Here is a 22,717-nt window from a genome sequence, read left to right on the forward strand (position 1 = left end):
AACCTCAAACAGGATGTTTCAGGGATGGCTGAATATCCGCTGAATAAAGAGGGGGCGATCTCTCACGGATCAGCTCCCCGGCCTACAATTTCAAACCTTGCGACGAGTTTTGTAACAGGGTGGATACGACGCCAAGGTATTTACAAACAACCATGAACGTAAGTATATTCCTTAGCAAGCTACTTATCCACCCGGTATCCTTTTTTTACCCTTACACACTTCTTGTGCGCTTTTTGCGCGCCTGACCCGAGGATCTTCATGCAATTCAAGCCAGCTGTTACCGCTCTGGTCACTGCCGTCGCCCTGGCATCGCTGCTCAGCGGATGTAAAAAGGAAGAAGCGGCACCGGCCGCTCCTCCGCCTCAGGTCGGCGTCGTCACCCTGCAACCACAAGCCTTTACCCTCACCTCCGAGCTGCCGGGTCGCACCAGTGCGTTCCGTATTGCGGAAGTTCGACCGCAGGTCAACGGCATCATTCTCAAGCGTCTGTTCAAGGAAGGCGGCGATGTCAAAGCCGGCCAACAGCTGTATCAGATCGATCCGGCGGTCTATGAAGCGACCCTGAAAAGCGCCGAAGCCAGCCTGCGTTCGACCAAGTCGATCTCCGACCGCTACAAGCAACTGGTCGACGAACAGGCCGTGAGCCGTCAGGAATACGACACGGCCGTGTCCAACCGCATGGAATCGGAAGCGTCGCTGCAGAGCGCGCAGATCAACGTGAAATACACCAAGGTCTATGCGCCGATCTCCGGCCGCATCGGTCGTTCTTCAGTCACCGAAGGCGCACTGGTCAGCAATGGTCAGGCCGACGCAATGGCGACGATCCAGCAACTGGACCCGATCTACGTTGACGTTACCCAGTCTTCGGTTGAACTGCTGGAACTGCGCCGTGAGCTGGAAAGCGGTCGTCTGCAAAAATCCGGCGAAAACTCGGCAGCAGTCAAACTGACCCTGGAAGACGGCAGCCAGTACAAGCTCGACGGTAAGCTGGAATTCTCCGAAGTCACGGTCGACCCGACTACCGGTTCGGTGACCCTGCGTGCAGTGTTCCCGAACCCGGATCACACCCTGCTGCCAGGCATGTTCGTCCGCGCCCAGTTGCAGGCCGGTGTCAACGCCGCCGCCATTCTGGCACCGCAACAAGGCGTGACCCGCGACCTCAAAGGCACTCCGACCGCACTGGTCGTCGGCCCCGACAACAAGGTTGAACTGCGTCAGCTCAAGGCCAGCCGCACTGTCGGCAGCCAGTGGCTGATCGAAGACGGCCTGAAGGCCGGCGATCGCTTGATCACCGAAGGCCTGCAGTACGTGCGCCCAGGTGTTCAGGTCAACCCGTCCGAAGCCACTAACGTAGGCAACAAGAACCCGGCCCCCGCTCAGGCAGCTGACAAAGCCGCCGGCGGCAAAGGGGAGTAATCCATGTCAAAATTCTTCATCGACCGTCCGATTTTCGCTTGGGTAATTGCCCTGGTGATCATGCTGGTCGGGGCACTTTCGATCCTGAAACTGCCAATCAACCAGTACCCGAGCATTGCGCCGCCAGCCATTGCGATCTCCGTGACCTACCCGGGTGCTTCGGCGCAAACCGTGCAGGACACCGTGGTCCAGGTGATCGAGCAGCAGCTCAACGGTATCGACAACCTGCGTTATGTGTCCTCGGAAAGTAACTCCGACGGCAGCATGACCATCACCGCGACCTTCGAGCAAGGCACCAACTCCGACACCGCGCAGGTACAGGTTCAGAACAAGCTGAACCTGGCCACCCCGCTGTTGCCGCAGGAAGTGCAGCAACAAGGTATCCGCGTGACCAAGGCAGTGAAAAACTTCCTCTTGGTCATCGGCGTGGTATCGCGTGACGGCAGCATGACCAAGGACGACCTGTCCAACTACATCGTGTCGAACATGCAGGATCCGATTTCGCGGACCGCCGGTGTCGGTGACTTCCAGGTCTTCGGTGCCCAGTACGCGATGCGCATCTGGCTCGATCCGGCCAAGTTGAACAAGTACAACCTGACCCCGGCTGACGTCAGCTCCGCCATCTCGGCGCAGAACGTTCAGGTGTCGTCCGGTCAGCTCGGCGGTTTGCCGGCGCTGCCAGGCCAGCAATTAAACGCGACGATCATCGGCAAGACCCGTCTGCAGACCGCCGAGCAGTTCAAGGCGATTCTGCTCAAGGTCAATCAGGACGGCTCGCAAGTGCGCGTCGGCGACGTCGCCGATGTCGGTCTGGGCGGTGAGAACTCGACCATCTCGGCACAGTTCAACGGCAAGCCATCGTCCGGTCTGGCGGTGAAACTGGCCAACGGTGCCAACGCCCTCGACACCGCCAAAGCCCTGCGCAAGACGATTGACGAACTCAAGCCGTTCTTCCCGCAAGGCATGGAAGTGGTGTTCCCGTACGACACCACCCCGGTGGTAACCGAATCGATCAAAGGTGTGGTTGAAACCCTGGTCGAAGCGATCGTGCTGGTGTTCCTGGTGATGTTCCTGTTCCTGCAGAACTTCCGCGCCACCGTCATCACCACGATGACCGTGCCGGTGGTATTGCTCGGTACGTTCGGCATCCTCGCGGCGTTCGGTTTCAGCATCAACACCCTGACCATGTTCGGTATGGTGCTGGCCATCGGCTTGCTGGTGGACGACGCCATCGTCGTGGTGGAAAACGTCGAGCGGGTGATGAGCGAAGAAGGCTTGTCACCGAAGGAAGCGACCAAGAAGTCAATGGGCCAGATCCAGGGCGCACTGGTCGGTATTGCTCTGGTTCTGTCGGCGGTACTGTTGCCGATGGCGTTCTTCAGCGGTTCCACCGGTGTGATCTACAAGCAGTTCTCGATCACCATCGTCTCGGCCATGGCCCTGTCGGTACTGGTCGCGCTGATCTTCACCCCGGCGCTGTGCGCAACCATGCTCAAGGCGATTCCGAAAGGCGAGCACGGCACACCGAAAAAAGGCTTCTTCGGCTGGTTCAACCGTAACTTCGACCGTGGCGTTCGCAGCTACGAGCGCGGCGTTGGCAACATGCTGTCGCGCAAAGCCCCGTATCTGCTGGCGTATCTGCTGATCGTTGTTGGCATGATCTGGCTGTTCACCCGTATTCCGACCGCGTTCCTGCCGGAAGAAGACCAGGGCGTACTGTTCGCCCAGGTGCAAACCCCGGCCGGTTCCAGTGCCGAACGTACGCAAGTCGTGATCGACGAAATGCGTTCCTACCTGCTGGAGAAAGAATCCGGCGCGGTCGCCTCGGTGTTTACCGTGAACGGCTTCAACTTCGCCGGTCGCGGTCAGAGTTCGGGTCTGGCGTTCATCATGCTCAAACCGTGGGACGAGCGTGACGCGAGCAACAGCGTGTTCGCCCTCGCCCAGCGTGCGCAGCAACACTTCTTCAGCTTCCGCGACGCGATGGTGTTTGCTTTCGCCCCGCCAGCGGTACTGGAATTGGGTAACGCCACCGGTTTCGACGTGTTCCTGCAGGACCGCGCCGGTATCGGTCACGAAAAACTGATGGAAGCGCGCAACCAGTTCCTCGGTCTGGCAGCGCAGAGCAAGGTGCTCTATCAGGTGCGTCCGAACGGCCTGAACGACGAGCCGCAATACCACCTGGAAATCGACGATCAGAAGGCCCAGGCCCTCGGCGTGAGCATTGCCGACATCAATAGCACGCTGTCGATCTCCTTCGGTAGTAGCTACGTCAACGACTTCATCGACCGTGGTCGGGTGAAGAAGGTGTACGTGCAAGGTCAGGCCGGTGCTCGCATGAGCCCTGAAGACTTGAAGAAGTGGTACGTGCGCAACAGCGCCGGGACCATGGTGCCGTTCTCCGCGTTCGCCAAGGGCGAGTGGATCTACGGATCGCCGAAACTGGCGCGTTACAACGGTGTAGAAGCGATGGAGATCCTCGGTTCTCCGGCGCCGGGTTACTCCACCGGTGATGCGATGGCCGAAGTCGAAGCGATTGCCAAGAAGCTGCCGGCGGGTGTCGGTATCTCCTGGACCGGTCTGTCTTATGAGGAACGTCTGTCCGGCTCGCAAGCGCCGGCGCTGTACGCCCTGTCGCTGCTGATGGTGTTCCTGTGTCTGGCGGCGCTGTACGAAAGCTGGTCGATTCCGATCGCGGTTATGCTCGTGGTGCCGCTGGGGATCATCGGTGCGCTGCTGGCCACCAGCCTGCGCGGTCTGTCCAACGACGTGTACTTCCAGGTGGGGCTGTTGACGACCATCGGTCTGGCAGCTAAAAACGCCATTCTGATCGTCGAGTTCGCCAAGGAACTGCATGAACAGGGACGCAGCCTGCGGGATGCGGCGATTGAAGCCTGCCGCATGCGTCTGCGACCGATCATCATGACCTCGCTGGCCTTCGTCCTCGGTGTTGTACCGTTGGCGATCTCCACCGGCGCCGGTTCAGGCAGTCAACATGCGATCGGTACGGGCGTGATTGGCGGTATGCTCACGGCCACGATCCTGGCGATCTTCTGGGTCCCACTGTTCTTCGTTACGGTTTCGTCCCTGGGCCAGCGTAAAATCGCTGACGAGGATGAGGCTACTGAAACTCCTAAAGAGGCTGGCCAATGAGCAAGTCGCTACTCTCCATCGCAGTCGCCGCCTTCGTGCTGAGCGGTTGCTCGCTGATACCTGACTATCAGCAGCCTGAGGCTCCGGTCGCAGGTCAGTACCCGCAGGGGCCGGCGTACTCGCCGGCCCAGGCTCCGGCGCAGGCCGCTGCCGAGCAAGGCTGGAAGCAGTTTTTCCACGACCCGGCGCTGCAACAGCTGATCCAGGTTTCGCTGGAAAACAACCGCGACCTGCGTGTCGCGGCGTTGAACATCGACGCCTATGCGGCTCAATACCGCATCCAGCGCGCCGACCTGTTCCCGGCGGTTTCGGCCAATGCCAGCGGCAGCCGTCAACGTCTGCCGGCTCGCGCGTCGACGACTGGCGACTCGATGATCAGCAGTTCGTATTCCGCCACCGTCGGCATCAGCGCTTATGAACTCGACCTGTTCGGTCGCGTTCGTAGCCTGAGCGAGCAAGCGCTGCAACAATACTTCGCCACTGAAGAAGCACGCCGCAGCACCCAGATCAGTCTGGTCGCCAGCGTCGCCAACGCTTACCTGACCTGGCAAGCGGACAAGGAACTGCTCAAGCTGACCCAAGACACCCTCGGTGCCTTCGAAGAAAGCTACAAGCTGACCAGCCGCAGCAACGAAGTCGGTGTCGCTTCGGCGCTGGATCTGGCGCAGTCGCGCACCTCGGTCGAGAACGCCCGGGCACAACTGGCGCGTTACACCCGCCAAGTGGCCCAGGACGAAAACAGCCTGACCCTGCTGCTCGGCACCGGTATTCCGGCCAATCTGCAAACGGCCAAGCCGCTGGCGGATGACCTGCTCAGCGACGTACCGCCGGGGCTGCCTTCGGATCTGCTGCAACGTCGTCCGGACATTCTGCAGGCCGAGTACAACCTGAAAGCGGCCAACGCCAACATCGGCGCGGCCCGTGCAGCGTTCTTCCCGAGCATCAGCCTGACCGCCAACGCGGGTAGCCTGAGCCCGGATCTGTCCGGTTTGTTCAAGGGTGGTTCGGGGACGTGGCTGTTCCAGCCGCAGATCAACCTGCCGATCTTCAACGCCGGCAGCCTGCGCGCCAGCCTCGACTACGCCAAGATCCAGAAGGACATTGGCGTGGCGAACTACGAGAAGTCCATTCAAACGGCCTTCCAGGAAGTCGCCGACGGCCTCGCCGCCCGCCAGACCTACACCGAACAGCTGCAAGCGCAGCGTGACTTCGTGCAGGCCAACCAGGATTACTACCGCCTGGCCGAGCGCCGCTACCGCATCGGTGTCGACAGCAACCTGACCTTCCTCGATGCCCAGCGTCAGCTGTTCAGCGCGCAACAAGCGCTGATCACCGACCGCCTCGCGCAGCTGACCAGTGCGGTCAACCTGTACAAGGCCTTGGGTGGCGGCTGGAATGCGCAAACCGCGCAGAACGAACCACTGAAAGAAGAAGCGCCGAAGATGAAGTTGTTCTGATCATCATCAGGTGAACACAAGGAGCCCACCGATTGGTGGGCTTTTTGTTGCCTGTCTGAAAGTTGTGGTGTCTGGGCTGGCCCCATCGCTGGCAAGCCAGCTCCCACAATGTTCTGTGGTGTACCCAACATTGTGAACGACACAAAAACCTGTGGGAGCTGGCTTGCCAGCGATGAGGCCCTCCCATTCACCCAAAACCCCGAGCAAATCTTGCGTTCGATAATCGCCCAAAAACCGCTTCCGCCGATTGAATCCCCACCACCGCCCCCCGCACCATTCGATCAACAAAACCAATAACAACAGGTTCGACACCATGCTCCCGCGCCCTGCTCCGACCGGCTGACCGCCGTCGCTTCACCCCCTGAATTCATCGCATTTCTGCACCGTAAAAAACGGCCGCAGCGCACCCGTTCGCCTTAAAAAAACAAGAGAGACCCCAGCTATGACAACCTCCCCTGCGCCTTACGCATTTCCCGGTCTGATCGTCCTGGCCCTGGCCGGCGCGGCGCTGCCCGCTGCGGCTGAAGAGGCCGGTTTCATCGAAGGGGCCAAGGTCAACCTGAACCTGCGCAACTTCTACATCAACCGCAATTTCACCAACCCGACCAAAGCTCAGGGCAAGGCTGAAGAGTGGACGCAGAGCTTCATCCTCGACGCGAAATCCGGCTTCACCCAAGGCACCGTCGGTTTCGGCCTGGACGTGCTCGGCTTGTATTCGGTGAAGCTCGATGGCGGCAAAGGCACCGGCGGCACCCAATTGCTGCCACTGGATCGCGATGGACGCCCAGCGGACAACTTCGGCCGCACCAACGTCGCCTTCAAAGCCAAGCTTTCGCAGACCGAAGTGAAGGTCGGCGAGTGGATGCCGGTGCTGCCAATCCTGCGTTCGGACGACGGCCGCTCGCTGCCGCAGACCTTTCGTGGCGGGCAGATTACCTCGAAAGAAATCGACGGCCTGACCCTCTACGGCGGTCAGTTCCGCGCCAACAGCCCGCGCGACGACAGCAGCATGAGCGACATGTCGATGACCGGCAAAGCGGCGTTCACCTCTGATCGCTTCAACTTTCAGGGCGGTGAATACGCTTTCAACGAAAAACGCACACAGATCGGCTTGTGGAACGCCGAACTCAAGGACATCTACAGCCAACAGTACGTCAACCTGATCCACAGCCAGCCACTCGGCGACTGGACCCTCGGCGCTAACCTCGGCTTCTTCTATGGCAAGGACGATGGTAGCGCCCGCGCCGGCGATCTCGACAACAAGACCTGGTCGGGCATGTTCTCGGCGAAGTACGGCGGCAACACCTTCTACGTCGGCCTGCAGAAACTCACTGGCGACAGCGCCTGGATGCGGGTCAACGGCACCAGCGGCGGCACGCTGGCCAACGACAGCTACAACGCCAGTTATGACAATGCGCAGGAACGCTCCTGGCAAGTGCGCCATGACTACAACTTCGTGGCGATGGGCATCCCCGGCCTGACCCTGATGAACCGCTATATCAGCGGCGACAACGTGCACACCGGGACGATCACCGACGGTAAGGAATGGGGCCGCGAATCGGAACTGGGCTACACCGTGCAGAGCGGCGCGCTGAAGGATCTCAACGTCCGGTGGCGCAACTCGACCATGCGCCGGGACTTCAGCAACAACGAGTTCGACGAGAACCGCTTGATCGTCAGCTACCCGATCAGCCTCCTCTAAACACCGATCCACCCCTGTAGGAGCTGCCGCAGGCTGCGATCTTTTGATCTTAAAAACAAGATCAAAAGATCGCAGCCTGCGGCAGCTCTACATTGGAATTCTCGCCACTGGTCAGGAGAAGTGGCACTTTGCCGGTCGGCAGGTAAAGTGACAAAACCTGAAGGACTCAGGTGCTTCACCTTTCCGCTTCCGTCGTCGTAGTCGGTCCTCAAGCTGGGAGCCAGGTTGTCATCGGAAGACACCAACGATCACCGGAGGACCCCCTCAATGATCTCTCGTCTTGCAACACCCGACTGGGACGCCAAGGCGTACCAGCAGTTTTCCCGTCTCAGGCAACGCCCAGTCCATGAATTGCTCGACCGTGTCGACCTGCCGAACCCGCAACGTATTTACGACCTTGGCTGCGGCACCGGCATTGCCACGCAGTTGCTGGCCGAACGCTGGCCGCGCGCGCAGTTGCAGGGCGTCGACAGCTCCACGCAGATGCTCGATGAAGCGCGCTGTCTGCCGATCCGGGCGCAGTGGAAGTGTTGCGATCTGCTCGACTGGCGGCCGGAGCAGCCAGCGGATCTGCTGCTCGCTGCCGCCGTACTGCACTTTATCGGGGGCCATGAAACGCTGCTGCCGCACCTGCTCGGTTATCTGAATCCCGGCGGTTGTCTGGCGGCGCACATGCCGGACTGGCGCGATGCGCTGTGGTATCGGCTGATGCTCGACACCCTCGAAGACGGCGGCCCCGGCGGCACGCCAATAGGCACACCAGAACTGCGTCAGCGCATGGCCGCACGGCCGTTGTTGGCACTGGAGGATTACTACCGTTTGCTCGCGCCGCTGACCTCGTCGCTGGATATCTGGGAGACCGAGCAGTTGCAGGTAGTCGACGGTAAATCGCCGGTGTATGACTGGGTGAAGGTCTCGGCGCTGCGGCCGGTGATGCAGGCGCTGAATTCAGCGGAACAGACGCGGTTTATTTATCACTACCTGATGCGGGTGCATGAGCATTATCCGCAGGAAGCGGACGGGCATACGTTGTTTGCGTTCAAGCGGATATTTATTGTTGCCACGGTTTGATTGGTCGCGGCCACTATTGCTATCGCTGGCAAGCCAGCTCCCACAGGGATTTTCAGCGAACACAGATTTTGTGCACACCTGAAAAACCTGTGGGAGCTGGCTTGCCAGCGATGGCGTCAGCTCAGGCAACATCACTCCCGGGATTCGACTCCTAGCTCATCCCAAACCGATTCAGCCAGATGAAACGTCGCATTCGCCGCCGGAATCCCGCAGTAGATCGCGCTCTGCATGATCACTTCCTTGATCTCGCTCCGGCTCACACCATTATTGGCCGCCGCACGCAGGTGCAGTTTCAGCTCGCCTTCGCGGTTCATGCCGATCAGCATGGCGATGGTGATCAGGCTGCGGGTATGCCGAGGCAAACCCGGACGCGTCCAGATATCGCCCCAGGCATGCCGGGTGATCATCTCCTGAAACTCCGAGTTGAACTCGGTCAGCGTGGTCAGGCTGCGATCGACATGCGCATCACCGAGCACCGCGCGGCGCACTTGCATGCCTTCGTCGTAACGTTGTTTCTCGTCCACGAAAATCCCCTTATCAGGCGTTTAGAAACGCCAACACACGATCACTGAAATCCGCGCCAGCCTGCACGTTGGACAGGTGCGCCGCGTAGAACTCGGCGTACTGGGCACCGCGTACATGCTCCTGAATGAAATGCCCACCGGCCGGCGGCGTCACCGCGTCTTCAGTGCCGGCAATCACCAACAACGGCACGTTGATCGACGCCAGTTGCTCGCGGAAATCGGCATCACGCACCGCCGCGCAGTTGGCCGCATAACCTTCAGGCGAAGTGGCCGCGAGCATGTCGGTAATCTGCTTGGCTGCGGCCGGATGTGCAGCGGAAAAATCCGGGGTAAACCAACGGGCAATCGATGCATCACGCAAGGCAACCATCGCCGCCGCGCCGTCACGCAACACGGTTTCGATGCGTGGATTCCACACCGACGGATCGCCGATTTTTGCCGCCGTGTTGCAGACGATCAGCTTGTGCAGACGATGACCAGCGTTGATCCCCAGCCACTGCCCGATCAGACCGCCCATCGACAGCCCGCAGAAATGCGCGCGCTCGATGTGCAGTGCATCCAGCAGACCGAGCACGTCATAACCCAGTTGTTCGATGCTGTAAGGCCCCGGCGTCACCAGCGATTGGCCATGGCCACGGGTATCGAAACGCAGCACGCGAAAATGCTCGGTAAATGCCGGCATCTGCGCGTCCCACATGTGCAGATCAGTGCCCAGCGAGTTGGACAGCACCAGCACCGGCGCATCGACCGGGCCCTCGATTTGATAGTGCAGTTCGCCATCGGCGAGTTGAACGAAAGCCACAGCCCTCTCCTTTCAGACAGACAATGCGTTGTGTTCGGCCACCGCACGCTCGACCCAGACTTGCGCCTGACCGAGGTAATGGGCGGGGTTCAAAAGTTGATCGAGTTCAGCGCTGCTCAACTCGGCGGTGACTTGCGGTTCGTCACCGAGCACGGCGCGCAAATGGCGTTGTTCGGCCACCGCGCGTTTGCAGCATTGCTCAAGCAGATGATGCGCGGTGTCGCGGCCAACACGCTGGGCAAGGACGATGCTCACGGCTTCGGCCAGCACCAGCCCCTGCGTCAATTCAAGGTTTCGGCCCATGCGCTCGGCATCGACTTCCAGTCCATCGGCGAGTAACCGAGCCTGTTGCAGCGACCCCGAAACGAGGCAGCAAATCTCCGGCAAGGTTTCCCATTCGGCATGCCACAGGCCGAGGCTGCGTTCGTGCTCCTGCGGCATCGCGCTGAACAGCGTCGAGACCAGACCGGGCACGCGCGTCGCTGCGCCAATCAACACCGCTGCACCCACTGGATTGCGCTTGTGCGGCATGGTCGACGAGCCACCCTTGCCCGGTGCCGATGGCTCGAACACTTCTGCTGCTTCGGTCTGCATCAACAGGCTGATGTCGCGGCCGAATTTGCCGAGGCTGCCGGCGATCAAACCGAGCACTGCGCCGAACTCGACCACGCGATCACGCTGGGTGTGCCACGGTTGTTCGGGCAAGGTCAGTTGCAGTTCTTCGGCCAACGCTTGGGCAATCGGCAAGGCCTGTTCGCCCAACGCGGCGAGGGTCCCGGATGCACCACCGAATTGCAGCACTAGCAAACGCGGTTTGAGTTCGCGCAGACGCTGACGACTGCGAGTGACAGCGCCCAACCATCCGGCGATTTTCATGCCGAGGGTTACCGGCGTCGCGTGTTGCAGCCAGGTGCGTCCGGCAAGCGGCGTCGAGGCATGACGTTGCGCCTGAACCGCGAGGGAATCGGCCAATTGCGCCAGATCGCTTTCAATCAGTGCCAGCGCCTGCCGCAATTGCAGCACCAGCCCGGAATCCATCACGTCCTGACTGGTCGCACCCAAATGCACATAACGCTCGGCTTGTGCATCGGTCGCGGCAATCTGTTTACCCAACGCCTTGACCAGCGGAATCGCCGAATTGCCGGCTGTGGCAATCGCCTCGCCCAGTGCCGCGAAATCATACAGACCGGCACTGCAAGCCGTCGCAATCGGTGCCACCGCAGAGGAAGGAATCAAACCAACCCGCGCCTCGGCCCGGGCCAGCGCCGCTTCAAAGTCGAGCATCGCCTGCACGCGGCCCTGATCGCAGAACACTTCACGCATATCGCGGGCAGTGAAATAGGCATCGAACAATTGATTGCCCGGTCGCTGAGTCATAAACAGTCCTTGCCGGCGCGGGCCATCACGGCTCGCGCGCTTCGGGTTAGAGATCGTGGTGCAAGTACGCCGCTTGTTTCGGCAAGCGCAAACTGAACAGGAAAGCGATCGCCATCATCGCCGTCACGTACCAGTAGAAGGAGTTTTCCATGCCGATGTTCTTCAGGCTCAGGGCGACGAATTCCGCCGAACCGCCGAAGATCGCATTCGCCACCGCATAGGCCAGACCAACGCCAAGGGCGCGGACCTCCGGCGGGAACATTTCGGCTTTCACCAGGCCGCTGATCGAGGTGTAGAAACTGACGATCGCCAGCGCCACGGTGATCAACACAAACGCGAGGAACGGGCTGCTGACGCTTTTCAGGCTCAACAGAATGGGCACAGTAAACAGCGTACCGAGCGCGCCGAACCAGAGCATCGAATTACGTCGACCGATCTTGTCGGCGAGCATGCCGAACAGCGGCTGCATGCACATATACAGGAACAGCGCGCCGGTCATGATGTAGCTGGCGGTCTTGGCGTGCATGCCGGCGGTGTTCACCAGATACTTCTGCATGTAGGTGGTGAAGGTGTAGAAAATCAGCGAGCCACCGGCGGTGTAGCCGAGCACGGTGATGAACGCAGCTTTGTGATCGCGGAACAGCGCGGCAATGCTGCCGGCGTCCTTGTGTTCGCGGGTTTCCTTGTTGGTGGTTTCTTTCAGACTGCGACGCAGAAACAGCGAAATCAATGCCGCCACCGCACCGACCACAAACGGAATCCGCCAGCCGTAGGCAAGCAGGTCTTCTTCGGTGAGGAACTGCTGCAGGACCACTACCAGCGACACCGCCAGCAGTTGCCCGCCGATCAGCGTCACATACTGAAACGAGGCGAAAAATCCGCGCTGGCCCTTGAGGGCGACTTCGCTCATGTAGGTGGCGGTGGTGCCGTACTCGCCGCCGACCGACAGGCCTTGCAGCAACCGTGCGAACAACAGCAGGACCGGTGCCCAGACGCCGATGTCTTTATAGGTCGGCAGGCAGGCGATCAGCAACGAGCCGAAGCACATCATCAGAATCGAGATGAGCATCGAATTCTTGCGCCCGTGCTTGTCGGCGACCCGGCCAAAAATCCAGCCACCAATCGGGCGCATCAGGAAGCCGGCAGCGAACACGCCAGCGGTGTTGACCAGTTGCACCGTCGGGTTGTCGGAGGGGAAAAACGCCGGGGCGAAATAGATCGCGCAGAAGGCGTAGACGTAGAAGTCGAACCATTCGACGAGGTTGCCGGACGAGGCGCCGACAATGGCAAAGATGCGCTTGCTGCGCTCTTCGCCGGTGTAATGGGAGGTGGTAGTTGTCATTGTTTTTCACTCGATAGGGACAGTGAGAGTCTAGACATACTTTGCAACAGTCCCGTTCCACATCCTATATCGATCGTTCCCACGCTCCGCGTGGTAACGCATCCGGTGACGCTCCGCGTCACAGTGGACGCGGAGCGTCCATGGCGGCATTCCCACGCAGAGCGTGGGAACGATCAGTTGTCAGCGATCAGTAATCGAAGAACACGGTTTCGGCATCAGTGCCCTGCAGAATCACATTCCACTGGTAAACACCCGACGCATCCTTTTTCGCCAGCAAGGTCGTGCGACGTTCAGCCGGCACACATTCGAGCAACGGATCATCAACGTTGGCCGGCTCGCCCTCAAAGTAGATCCGCGTCAGCAAGTGCTTCACCAGGCCACGGGCAAACACCAGCACCACCAGATGCGGCGCCTGGGTCGAACCCTTCAGCCCTTCAACCGTGCCCGGCTTGATCGTGGTGAAGCGGAAGCGCCCTTCTGCATCCACCGGCACCCGGCCAAAACCTTCAAAGTGCGGATCGAGCGGTTTGTCCTGCTCGTCTTCCGGGTGGTCGTACTTGCCGGCGGCGTTGGCCTGCCAGACTTCGAGCATGGCGTCGTTGACGACATCGCCGTTGCCATCCACCACTTGCCCGGTGATCGCCACGCGTTCGCCCAGAGTCTGTTCGACGGTGAGGTCTTCACGGTTCAGCCAGGTCAGACCGATGTGGTAGTACGGCCCGACGGTGTGGGACGTGGTCGCAGTCAGCGTCATCTTATTTCTCCATCGGCGTGGCTTCACGCCCGCGCAGCACGATGTCCCAGCGATAACCGAGGGCGTAGGACGGAATGGTTTTTTCCAGATCGAAACTGGCGATCAGGCGTTCCTTGGCCGAAGTATCCGGCACGCAGTTGTAGATCGGGTCGTAGGCCAGCAGCGGATCGCCCGGGAAATACATTTGCGTGACCAGACGGGTGAGGATGCTCGGCCCGAACAGCGAAAAGTGGATGTGCGCCGGGCGCCAGGCGTTGTGGTGGTTGCCCCACGGGTAGGCGCCGGGTTTGATGGTCTGGAATTGATACCAGCCGTCGGCGTCGGTGACGGTGCGGCCGGTGCCGGTGAAATTCGGGTCCAGCGGCGCGTCGTGCAGGTCGCGCTTGTGGTTGTAGCGGCCGGCAGCGTTGGCCTGCCAGATCTCCACCAGAATCCCCGGCACCGGCAGACCATTTTCATCGAGCACGCGGCCGTGAATGATGATGCGTTCGCCCTGCGGCTCGCCTTCGTGCTGCGCGGTCAGGTCATTATCGGTGTCGCCCACGTGCTCGGCGCCGATGGTCGGCCCGGTGATTTCCGACAGCGAGTGCGGCAGAAACACCAACGGCTTCGACGGCGAGCGCAGGTTGGTGGATTGATACGTCGGGTGCAGGTACTCAGGCTGAGTGCCTTCCTGCGGACGACGGTAACCAGGCTTGTCAGACATGTCGCTTTCCTCTGTTCTTTTTCGTCACGGCTTGCGTCAGACGCGTTCGATGGCCAGGGCCAGACCTTGGCCGACACCGACGCACATGGTCGCCAGACCTTTCTTGCCTTGAATCTTTTCAAGCTGATGCAGCGCGGTCAGCACCAGACGCGCACCGCTCATGCCCAACGGATGACCGAGGGCGATCGCGCCGCCATTCGGATTGACCTGCGCGGCGTCATCCGCCAGACCCAGTTCACGCAGTACCGCCAAACCTTGGCTGGCAAACGCTTCGTTGAGTTCGATCACGTCGAAATCGCTGACCGCGACGCCGAGGCGCTCGATCAATTTGCGCACCGCTGGCACCGGGCCGATGCCCATCACCCGAGGGGCGACACCAGCACTAGCCATGCCGAGCACTTTGGCGCGGGCGGTCAGGCCATGTTTTTTTACGGCTTCGGCGGAAGCCAGAATCAGCGCGGCGGCACCGTCGTTAACGCCGGAGGCATTGCCGGCGGTGACGGTTTTGTCCGGGCCGTTGACCGGTTTCAGCTTGGTCAGCGCTTCGAGGGTCGTGTCGGCGCGAGGATGTTCATCCTGGCTAACCACGGTTTCGCCCTTTTTGTGGGCAATCCGCACTTCGACGATTTCTTCAGCGAAGTAGCCAGCAGCCTGCGCAGCGGCGGTACGTTGCTGGCTGCGCAGGGCAAAAGCGTCTTGATCGGCGCGCGAGACTTTATAGTCGTCGGCGACGTTATCGGCGGTCTGTGGCATCGCGTCGACGCCGTACTGCGCCTTCATCAACGGGTTGATGAAACGCCAGCCGATGGTGGTGTCTTCCAGCTTCATGTTGCGCGAAAACGCTGCGTCAGCCTTGCCCATCACAAACGGCGCGCGGGACATCGACTCGACACCGCCGGCAATCGCCAGCTCCATCTCGCCGCTGGCGATGGCACGGAATGCCGTGCCGATCGCATCCATGCCCGAAGCGCAAAGACGATTGAGGGTCACGCCCGGCACGCTGTCCGGCAGGCCTGCCAACAGCAGCGCCATGCGCGCGACGTTGCGGTTGTCTTCGCCGGCCTGGTTGGCGCAACCGAGGAACACTTCGTCGATGGCGCTCCAGTCCACCGACGGATTGCGTTCCATCAGGGCCTTGATCGGCACAGCGGCCAGGTCGTCGGCGCGAACGGCAGACAAACCGCCGCCGAAACGGCCGATCGGGGTGCGAACCGCGTCGCAGATATAGACTTCACGCATCATGCTTCTCCCGGTGCCTGGCCGTGGGCGGCGGCCGTGCGCGCTTCGAGATCGCGCAGCGCCGTCAGTTCGACGTCGGTCGGTTCAGCGGTGGTTTCGACGTTGTCAGCAAAACGAACCGCCCAACCGGTGGCCGCGACCACTTGCTCGCGGGTTACGCCCGGATGCAGTGCGGTGACCACAAATTCGTGGGTGCCCTCTTCCGGCTCCATGATGCACAGGTCGGTGATGATCCCGACCGGACCGGCGCCCGGCAGGCCCAGACGTTTGCGCGAATCACCGCCCTCGCCGTGACCGACCGAGGTGATGAAATCGAGTTTGTCGACGAACGAACGCGCCGACTGTTTAAGGATGATCAACACGCTTTTCGCCGAACCGGCAATTTCCGGCGCGCCACCGGCACCTGGCAGACGCACTTTCGGCGAGAAGTAATCGCCGACCACGGTGGTGTTGATGTTGCCGAAACGGTCGACCTGCGCGGCGCCGAGAAAACCGACGTCGATACGCCCGCCCTGCAACCAGTAGCGAAAAATCTCGCCGGTCGGTACGACGGTGTCAGCGGTTTCAGCGAGTTCGCCGTCACCGATCGACAGCGGCAGCACACTTGGCTTGGCGCCAATCGGACCCGATTCGTAGATCAGCACCACGTCCGGCGAAGAAGTCAGGCGCGCAAGGTTGGCGGCTTTCGACGGCAGGCCGATGCCGACGAAGCACACCGAGCCGTTCTTCAGGCGACGGGCCGCGGCGACGGTCATCATTTCATTGGTGGTGTAAGTCATTATTTGGCCTCCGAAGCAGCGGCCAACTTGGCCTGGAACGCGCTGAAGTCAGCGCAGCCATGGATGTATTCGTTGATCCACGCAGTAAACGTCTCACGGTCTCGGGCGATCGGATCCCACGCCTGATAGAAACGATTGTCGCGCTCGTTGTAACCGTGGGCGTAGGAAGGATGTGCGCCGCCGGGAACATGGCAGACCGCGCTCAAGGCCCAGGTCGGCAATACACAAGAGTTCATCGGCGCGTTGAGGTCATCGACGATTTCTTCAACCGTGACGATGCAGCGCTTGGCGGCCAGTGCGGCTTCTTTCTGCACACCAAGAATGCCCCACAGCAACACGTTGCCCTGGCGGTCGGCTTTCTGTGCGTGGATCACGGTCACGTCCGGACGCACCGACGGCACCGCCGCCAACACTTCACCGGTGAACGGGCAGGTCACGGTTTTGATCAGCGGATTGACCTTTGGCAGGTCGGAACCGGCGTAGGCTCGCAGCACCGCGAACGGTAGGCCGGAGGCGCCGGCGACGTAGGCATTGGCCAGGTCGGCGTGGCTGTGCTCTTCGATTTCGAGAGCGTGCGGCCATTGCTTCTCGACCGCATCACGCAGACGGTGCAGCGAACCCACGCCAGGGTTGCCGCCCCAGGAGAAAATCAATTTGCGGGCACAACCGGCACCGATCAGTTGGTCGTAGATCAGGTCAGGCGTCATCCGCACCAGTGTCAGATCTTTCTTGCCCTGACGAATGATTTCATGACCCGCTGCTGTAGGGATCAGGTGAGTGAAGCCTTCGAGTGCGACGGTGTCACCGTCATTGACGAATTGCTTCACCGCGTCGTGCAGCGAAAGGATCTCAGCCATGGAGCGGGCTCCTGTTTTTGTAATGAATCGCCAGTGATAAAAAGGCGCGAGGTTCAGCGCCGGAGTGACTGAAGATTAAGCCTGGGAAAATCACCAAACAATCCGATAATCGACTGAGTGTTCGTTTATCGAACAGATTGTTGTCAACCTATCGGTTCAAAGATCGCAGCCTTCGGCAGCTCCTACAGGGTTACGCGTTCACATGTAGGAGCTGTCGAAGGCTACGATCTTTTCGCTTTACATCGAAATATCAGGTCGCATCCGCATGACTGACCATGCCTTTGATCAGCACCGCCGTGGTGGCCAACGCCGCCGGAATCACCAACGCCGTCAGCACCTGCTCGAAATTCCAGCCCAGGCCCAACAACGTCGCGCCCATCCACGCCCCGAGAATCGCGCCAAAGCGGCCAATCCCCAGCATCCACGAGACCCCGGTCGCCCGCCCTTGGGTCGGATAAAACCGCGCCGCCAGTGACGGCATCGCCGACTGCGCACCGTTCACGCACATCCCCGCCACCAGCACCAACGTCGCCAGCAACGTGATATTGCCCAGGCTCTGCCCCACCGCGTAGGCAAACACCCCGGCCAGCAGGTAGAACGTGCCGATGACCTTGTGCGGATTGAAGCGGTCCATGGCCCAGCCCACCGCCACCGCACTCAACACCCCGCCAAACTGGAACAACGCACCGATAAACGCGGCTTGTTCCATGCTCGCGCCACTGTCACGCATCAGCGTCGGCAGCCAACTGGTCAGCAGGTAAACGATCACCAAGCCCATGAAATAGGTCAGCCACAGCAGCAAGGTGCCAGTGCTGTAAGTACCGGAGAAAATCACCGCGAACACGTTTCGCGCCTTGACGGTTTTCTGTTCCGGCACGCTGAAGCTGGAAGCCTGGGCCACAGTGAGCGGATCAATCGGCGCCAGGGTTTTGCGGATTTTGTCAGTGCCACGATTGCGGACTACAAGGTAGCGCGCCGATTCCGGCAGCCAGAACAGCAGCACCACGGCGAGGATCAGCGGCAAGATCCCGCCGATCAGCAGCAGGCTGTGCCAGCCGAACGCGGGGATCAGCTTGGCGGAAATAAACCCGCCACCGGCCATACCGAGGTTGAAACCGCAGAACATGCTGGTCACCAGCAGCGATTTCTTGCGCTCCGGGGTGTATTCCGAGAGCAGCGTGGTGGCGTTGGGCATGCCGGCGCCCAGACCCAGACCGGTGAGGAAACGCAACACCAACAGTTGTTCGACGTTGGTGCTGTAGGCCGACGCCAGGCTGAAGGCACCGAACAGCACCACAGCGCCGACGAGTACGACTTTTCGCCCGAAGCGGTCAGCCAATGGACCGGAACCCAGTGCGCCAAAGACCATACCGATCAACGCCGCACTCATCACCGGGCCAAGACTGGCGCGGTCGATGCCCCAGTCCTGCGACAGCGCCGGGGCAATGAAGCCCATCGCGGCGGTGTCGAGGCCATCGAGAAAGACAATCAGGAAACACAAGATCACCACCCGCCACTGATAGCGCGAGATCGGTTGGGCATTGATGAAGGTCTGCACGTCGAGGCAGTTACCTACAGCGGACTGAGGCTGGTTCATTATTTTTATTCCACGCAAAAAACGCAGTCGAACGGCGGCCGGCCAGAGAGAGGCACGGTCACGAGAATAGAAGGTCTGGATCAGGCGTTGCGGGAAACCCGGCAACAGCGGGTGGAGCGGAGACAGTCGGAGAGCGTGCGCATGGTGAGTTGCCTCTTGTCATTATTATGGGAGTCGACAGTCCGGCGGGCTCATTCACATCAGCGCCGGATGACGCTGCCGCGACATTAATGATCCGAGGGTTTTAGCGTCAATTCGATAAACGCAACACTGTGCGTTTATCGAACAGCTTCATCAGGCGAACAGCTGTGCGCTGAGGTCGCGACTGGCACTGAGCAAGCCCGGCAGGAAGCGCTGCTCCAGCTCGGTCCGACTGACGCGACCGGCGTGGGTACTGACGTTGAGCGCCGCCACCACTTGGCCCGAGGCATCGTAGACCGGCACGGCAATCGAACGCAGGCCTTGTTCCAGTTCCTGATCGACAATGCACCAGCCTTGCTGCCGCACTTCCTGCAGACATTCGAGCAACGCATCAGGGGTATGGATCGTGCGACTGGTCTTGGCGACCAGTTCGGCGTGATCGAGGTACTCACGCAACGACGTATCGTCGAGGGCTGCCAGCAGAATCCGGCCCATCGATGTGCAATACGCCGGCAACCGACCGCCCACCGACAGATCCACCGATATCAGCCGTTGGGTGGTCGCCGAACGCGCGATGTAGAGAATGTCGTCGCCTTCAAGCGTGGCCATGTTGCAGGCTTCGTGCAGTTGCTCGCTCATGCGGTCGAGGTAGGGCTGGGCGGACACCGCCAACGGCGTCGACGACAGATACGCGTGGCCGAGGGTCAGCACTTTGGGCAGCAACGAATAGGTGCGCCCGTCGGTGGTGGCGTAGCCGAGTTTGATCAGCGTATGCAGACACCGGCGCACGGCGGCGCGAGGAATTTCCGTGCGGTGACTGATTTGGGCGATGGTCAGATGACGCTTGCGCTCCTGAAACGCCTGCACCACCGCCAAGCCCCGGGCCAGCGAGGTCATGAAGTCCGGATCACCGGTCAACGCCTGGATGCGTTTGGCCGGCGAGGCGACGATCGGCGGCGCCACGGAGGTGAAAGAGTTGCGCATTTGATCGTTCATTTCTTGTCCTTTTATCCGGCACGGATCAATGGGCTATACAAGCGGCTCGCCAACAAATGCACAAGCGTCGGACCTGCAAGATTGGGCGATTATCGAACCGCGGGCCGATAATCGCAATCAGCCATGCGGCTCGCGTCGACGCTCCAAGGGTTCGGCTGAACTTTGGCTTTTATCTGAATCACGGCCTTAGTTGTTCGACTAAATGGCGCCAAAAACAGATCGCTCGCTAAATAGTGGGCGTCTGCACTTCAACTAGCGAGAAAAGTTGCGAGTCACAAAACAATCACACATTCAGAACCGTTTTTAACTTGGCAAAGATAGTCATTCCTGAATCGACCGCTATAATGCACCTCAGTGGCACCTCGTTTTTAAACGCAGAGGTCGTCACCCGCTGCGGCGATGTCCATCGCCAACAGCCCGGCCAGCGCCTGACGCGCATCACTCATGCAACGCCTGCGCTCGCTGAAACAGGAAACTGATGCTGCGTCAGTTTTTATCTGGTGCCGTAGCCGCCTGTAACACGGAAGTCTTGATCGCCCCACCGATTACACCAATGCCTGTTCAGGTGCTGGATGCTCGGTGGCTTCGTTCAATCGATTCGTTGCAGTGCGTTTCACCAGACACTTAACTCAACTCATACAGGTAGCACTGTGACGAAAGACGAACTGCGCGCGGAACTTGAGCGCCAGGAACAACGTTACAAGGAAGTTTACGGCGGGGAAGTCACCACCTACGCCGCTCAGCCCGAACCGGAACGCAAAGCGTGGCGTAAACGCCCGACCGTTCAGGATCAGGTCTTCAAGCAAGAAATCGAAAAGATCGAAAAGGAACTCAAAGCCGAAGAGCCTTGAGCCACAGTTTTTCGATCGTTGAAGGTTTTACGTCCACACCGGTTACAAGCGCGGTGGAACGACGATGCCTTGCGCGCCCGCTACCCGCGGGCAGCGGCCATCATCCGATCTGGCAGACTGAGGACGGGCGTCCTACAGGTTTCACAGATATTTCAGACAAGCGTTCGAGACCTCTCCGCGACGATGAAATCGCCTGCGAAATGAGCCTTTTACTATATAAATCAATGACTTGAAAAACCCTGCGCTGCGCTGGGTTTTCATGCGCTGCAACAAATTAAATCGAAGAAGTGTGTAACCGATGAGCAGGTAGGGGATCGATTTCCAGTCTTTTCTGGCATAATCGCGCCCCCTTACGACCGGGTCAGAAAACCTTCATGATCGATTTATTCAGCGGACTGGATGCTTGGGTGCTTGTGAGCCTCTTGCTCGCCCTGACGTTTGTCCTCGCCTTCGAGTTCATCAATGGATTTCATGACACCGCTAACGCGGTAGCCACTGTTATCTACACCAAAGCCATGCCGCCCCACCTGGCGGTGTTCTTTTCCGGTGTGTTCAATTTCCTCGGCGTGCTGCTGGGCGGCGTTGGCGTGGCGTATGCCATTGTCCATTTGCTGCCGGTTGAACTGCTGATCAATGTGAACACCGGCCATGGCCTGGCGATGGTGTTCTCGTTGCTCGCCGCGGCAATCGCCTGGAACCTGGGCACCTGGTACTTCGGTATCCCGGCTTCCAGCTCGCACACCTTGATCGGCTCGATCCTCGGTGTCGGCCTGGCCAACGCCCTGATCAACGACATTCCGTTGGCCGACGGCGTGAACTGGCAGAAAGCGATCGACATTGGCGCCTCGCTGGTGTTCTCGCCAATGGCCGGCTTCCTGATCGCCGCGCTGATTCTGATCGGCCTGAAATGGTGGCGTCCGCTGTCGAAGATGCACAAGACACCGGAACAGCGCCGCAAGATCGACGACAAGAAGCATCCACCGTTCTGGAACCGTCTGGTCCTGGTGATCTCGGCCATGGCCGTGAGCTTCGTGCACGGCTCCAACGATGGTCAGAAAGGCATCGGCCTGATCATGCTGGTGCTGATCGGTATCGTCCCGGCGCAGTTCGTCCTCGACCTGAACAGCACCACGTATCAGATCGAACGCACCCGCGATGCGACCCTGCACCTGAGCCAGTTCTACCAGCGCAACGCCGATTCGCTGGGTGAATTCCTGGCCTTGGGCAAGAGCGTGGAAGGCGACCTGCCGGAGAAATTCCGCTGCAACCCGCAGCAGACCGAACCGACCATCAGCGCCCTGCTGCACACGCTTAAAGGCGTAGCGGACTACCACTCGCTGTCGTCGGAAAGCCGCATCGAAGTACGTCGCTACCTGCTCTGCCTGGACGACACCGCGAAGAAGGTTGGCAAACTGCCTGGCCTGGAAGCCCGTGAAAAGGCTGACCTCGACAAGCTGCGCAAAGACCTGACCACCACCACTGAATACGCGCCGTTCTGGGTGATTCTGGCGGTTGCACTGGCCTTGGGCCTGGGCACCATGGTTGGCTGGAAACGCGTGGTGCTGACCATCGGCGAGAAGATCGGCAAGCAGGGCATGACCTATTCCCAGGGCATGTCCGCGCAGATCACTACTGCCAGTTTGATCGGCATGGCCAACATCTTCAGCCTGCCGGTGTCGACCACTCACGTGCTGTCTTCGGGCGTGGCGGGCACCATGGTCGCCAACAAGAGCGGCCTGCAGGGTGGAACGGTTCGCACCATTCTGTTGGCTTGGGTGTTGACCTTGCCGGCGACTGTGGCGCTGTCCGCTGGGTTGTTCTGGCTGGCTTCGAAGGCGCTGGGTAGCTGATAGATAGCGGGACATGAGAAAGGCGCGATTCGAGAGGATCGCGCCTTTTTTTGTGTTTGGGGGTTTGGAATTGGGGGGGGGCATATCCGTTGCTGCGGGTGTT

Annotated in this window: 18 protein-coding genes; 7 read left to right on the plus strand and 11 right to left on the minus strand. The window is 60.2% G+C overall.

All coding sequences use genetic code 11. The features are described 5' to 3' along the window. Positions 1-258: 258 nt before the first annotated feature. From ACM6IN_RS03270 to ACM6IN_RS03290, 5 genes are all read left to right on the plus strand, one after another. A complete protein-coding gene (locus tag ACM6IN_RS03270) occupies positions 259-1,416 on the plus strand; it encodes an efflux RND transporter periplasmic adaptor subunit (protein WP_007917081.1) in 1,158 nt (385 codons plus the stop codon). A 3-nt stretch (positions 1,417-1,419) separates the two neighbouring features. Continuing rightward, positions 1,420-4,569 carry an efflux RND transporter permease subunit EmhB gene (gene emhB / locus ACM6IN_RS03275; RefSeq protein ID WP_007917083.1) on the plus strand — a complete coding sequence of 1,050 codons (3,150 nt, stop codon included), beginning with the start codon at positions 1,420-1,422 and terminating at the stop codon, positions 4,567-4,569. Next, positions 4,566-6,026 carry an efflux RND transporter outer membrane subunit EmhC gene (emhC, locus tag ACM6IN_RS03280; RefSeq protein ID WP_007917089.1) on the plus strand — a complete coding sequence of 487 codons (1,461 nt, stop codon included), beginning with the start codon at positions 4,566-4,568 and terminating at the stop codon, positions 6,024-6,026. The genes emhB and emhC overlap by 4 nt, the downstream gene beginning before the upstream one ends. Positions 6,027-6,468: 442 nt before the next feature. Continuing rightward, positions 6,469-7,728: an OprD family porin gene (locus tag ACM6IN_RS03285; protein ID WP_414915399.1), complete on the plus strand. Its 1,260-nt coding sequence runs from the start codon at positions 6,469-6,471 to the stop codon at positions 7,726-7,728. 267 nt (positions 7,729-7,995) lie between these two features. After that, on the plus strand, positions 7,996-8,799 hold the full coding sequence (locus tag ACM6IN_RS03290; protein ID WP_414915400.1) for a methyltransferase domain-containing protein: 804 nt from the start codon (positions 7,996-7,998) through the stop codon (positions 8,797-8,799). 131 nt (positions 8,800-8,930) lie between these two features. On the opposite strand, the gene pcaC is transcribed toward ACM6IN_RS03290, so the two are convergent. The 11 genes from pcaC to pcaR form a co-directional block, all read right to left on the minus strand. Next, on the minus strand, positions 8,931-9,323 hold the full coding sequence (gene pcaC / locus ACM6IN_RS03295; protein WP_095113833.1) for a 4-carboxymuconolactone decarboxylase: 393 nt from the start codon (positions 9,321-9,323) through the stop codon (positions 8,931-8,933). 13 nt (positions 9,324-9,336) lie between these two features. After that, positions 9,337-10,125, minus strand: coding sequence for a 3-oxoadipate enol-lactonase (gene pcaD, locus ACM6IN_RS03300; RefSeq protein ID WP_095113834.1), 789 nt, complete (start codon positions 10,123-10,125; stop codon positions 9,337-9,339). Between the two features lie 12 nt (positions 10,126-10,137). Further along, positions 10,138-11,502: a 3-carboxy-cis,cis-muconate cycloisomerase gene (locus tag ACM6IN_RS03305; protein ID WP_007917095.1), complete on the minus strand. Its 1,365-nt coding sequence runs from the start codon at positions 11,500-11,502 to the stop codon at positions 10,138-10,140. Between the two features lie 46 nt (positions 11,503-11,548). Beyond that, positions 11,549-12,844 carry an MFS family transporter gene (locus ACM6IN_RS03310; RefSeq protein WP_414915401.1) on the minus strand — a complete coding sequence of 432 codons (1,296 nt, stop codon included), beginning with the start codon at positions 12,842-12,844 and terminating at the stop codon, positions 11,549-11,551. A 187-nt stretch (positions 12,845-13,031) separates the two neighbouring features. After that, positions 13,032-13,598: a protocatechuate 3,4-dioxygenase subunit alpha gene (pcaG, locus tag ACM6IN_RS03315; RefSeq protein WP_414915402.1), complete on the minus strand. Its 567-nt coding sequence runs from the start codon at positions 13,596-13,598 to the stop codon at positions 13,032-13,034. A 1-nt stretch (position 13,599) separates the two neighbouring features. Beyond that, complete coding sequence (gene pcaH / locus ACM6IN_RS03320) at positions 13,600-14,304, minus strand: protocatechuate 3,4-dioxygenase subunit beta (RefSeq protein ID WP_007917099.1); 705 nt, start codon at positions 14,302-14,304, stop codon at positions 13,600-13,602. Between the two features lie 36 nt (positions 14,305-14,340). Then, positions 14,341-15,546 (minus strand): 3-oxoadipyl-CoA thiolase, encoded by a 1,206-nt coding sequence (gene pcaF, locus ACM6IN_RS03325; protein ID WP_414915403.1) that lies wholly within the window; start codon positions 15,544-15,546, stop codon positions 14,341-14,343. Continuing rightward, the gene (locus ACM6IN_RS03330; RefSeq protein WP_176472360.1) at positions 15,543-16,325 is read right to left on the minus strand and encodes a CoA-transferase subunit beta; all 783 of its coding nucleotides are present in this window, start codon (positions 16,323-16,325) and stop codon (positions 15,543-15,545) included. Before ACM6IN_RS03330 ends, pcaF begins: the two co-directional genes overlap by 4 nt. After that, complete coding sequence (locus tag ACM6IN_RS03335; protein ID WP_007917105.1) at positions 16,322-17,179, minus strand: CoA transferase subunit A; 858 nt, start codon at positions 17,177-17,179, stop codon at positions 16,322-16,324. Before ACM6IN_RS03335 ends, ACM6IN_RS03330 begins: the two co-directional genes overlap by 4 nt. Before the next feature lie 250 nt (positions 17,180-17,429). Next, positions 17,430-18,776, minus strand: coding sequence for an MFS transporter (locus ACM6IN_RS03340; RefSeq protein ID WP_007917107.1), 1,347 nt, complete (start codon positions 18,774-18,776; stop codon positions 17,430-17,432). Positions 18,777-19,070: 294 nt separating this feature from the next. Continuing rightward, complete coding sequence (pcaR, locus tag ACM6IN_RS03345) at positions 19,071-19,913, minus strand: pca regulon transcriptional regulator PcaR (protein WP_007917109.1); 843 nt, start codon at positions 19,911-19,913, stop codon at positions 19,071-19,073. A gap of 650 nt (positions 19,914-20,563) precedes the next feature. Between pcaR and ACM6IN_RS03350 the strand changes: the two genes are divergently transcribed. Together ACM6IN_RS03350 and ACM6IN_RS03355 are read left to right on the plus strand one after the other, a co-directional pair. Further along, positions 20,564-20,764: a hypothetical protein gene (locus ACM6IN_RS03350; protein ID WP_008080067.1), complete on the plus strand. Its 201-nt coding sequence runs from the start codon at positions 20,564-20,566 to the stop codon at positions 20,762-20,764. Between the two features lie 374 nt (positions 20,765-21,138). Then, positions 21,139-22,614, plus strand: a complete 1,476-nt coding sequence (locus ACM6IN_RS03355) for an inorganic phosphate transporter (RefSeq protein ID WP_007917114.1) — start codon at positions 21,139-21,141, stop codon at positions 22,612-22,614. Positions 22,615-22,717 lie beyond the last annotated feature (103 nt).

The organism is Pseudomonas sp. IT-P395 (assembly GCF_949767675.1).
GTDB lineage: Bacteria > Pseudomonadota > Gammaproteobacteria > Pseudomonadales > Pseudomonadaceae > Aquipseudomonas.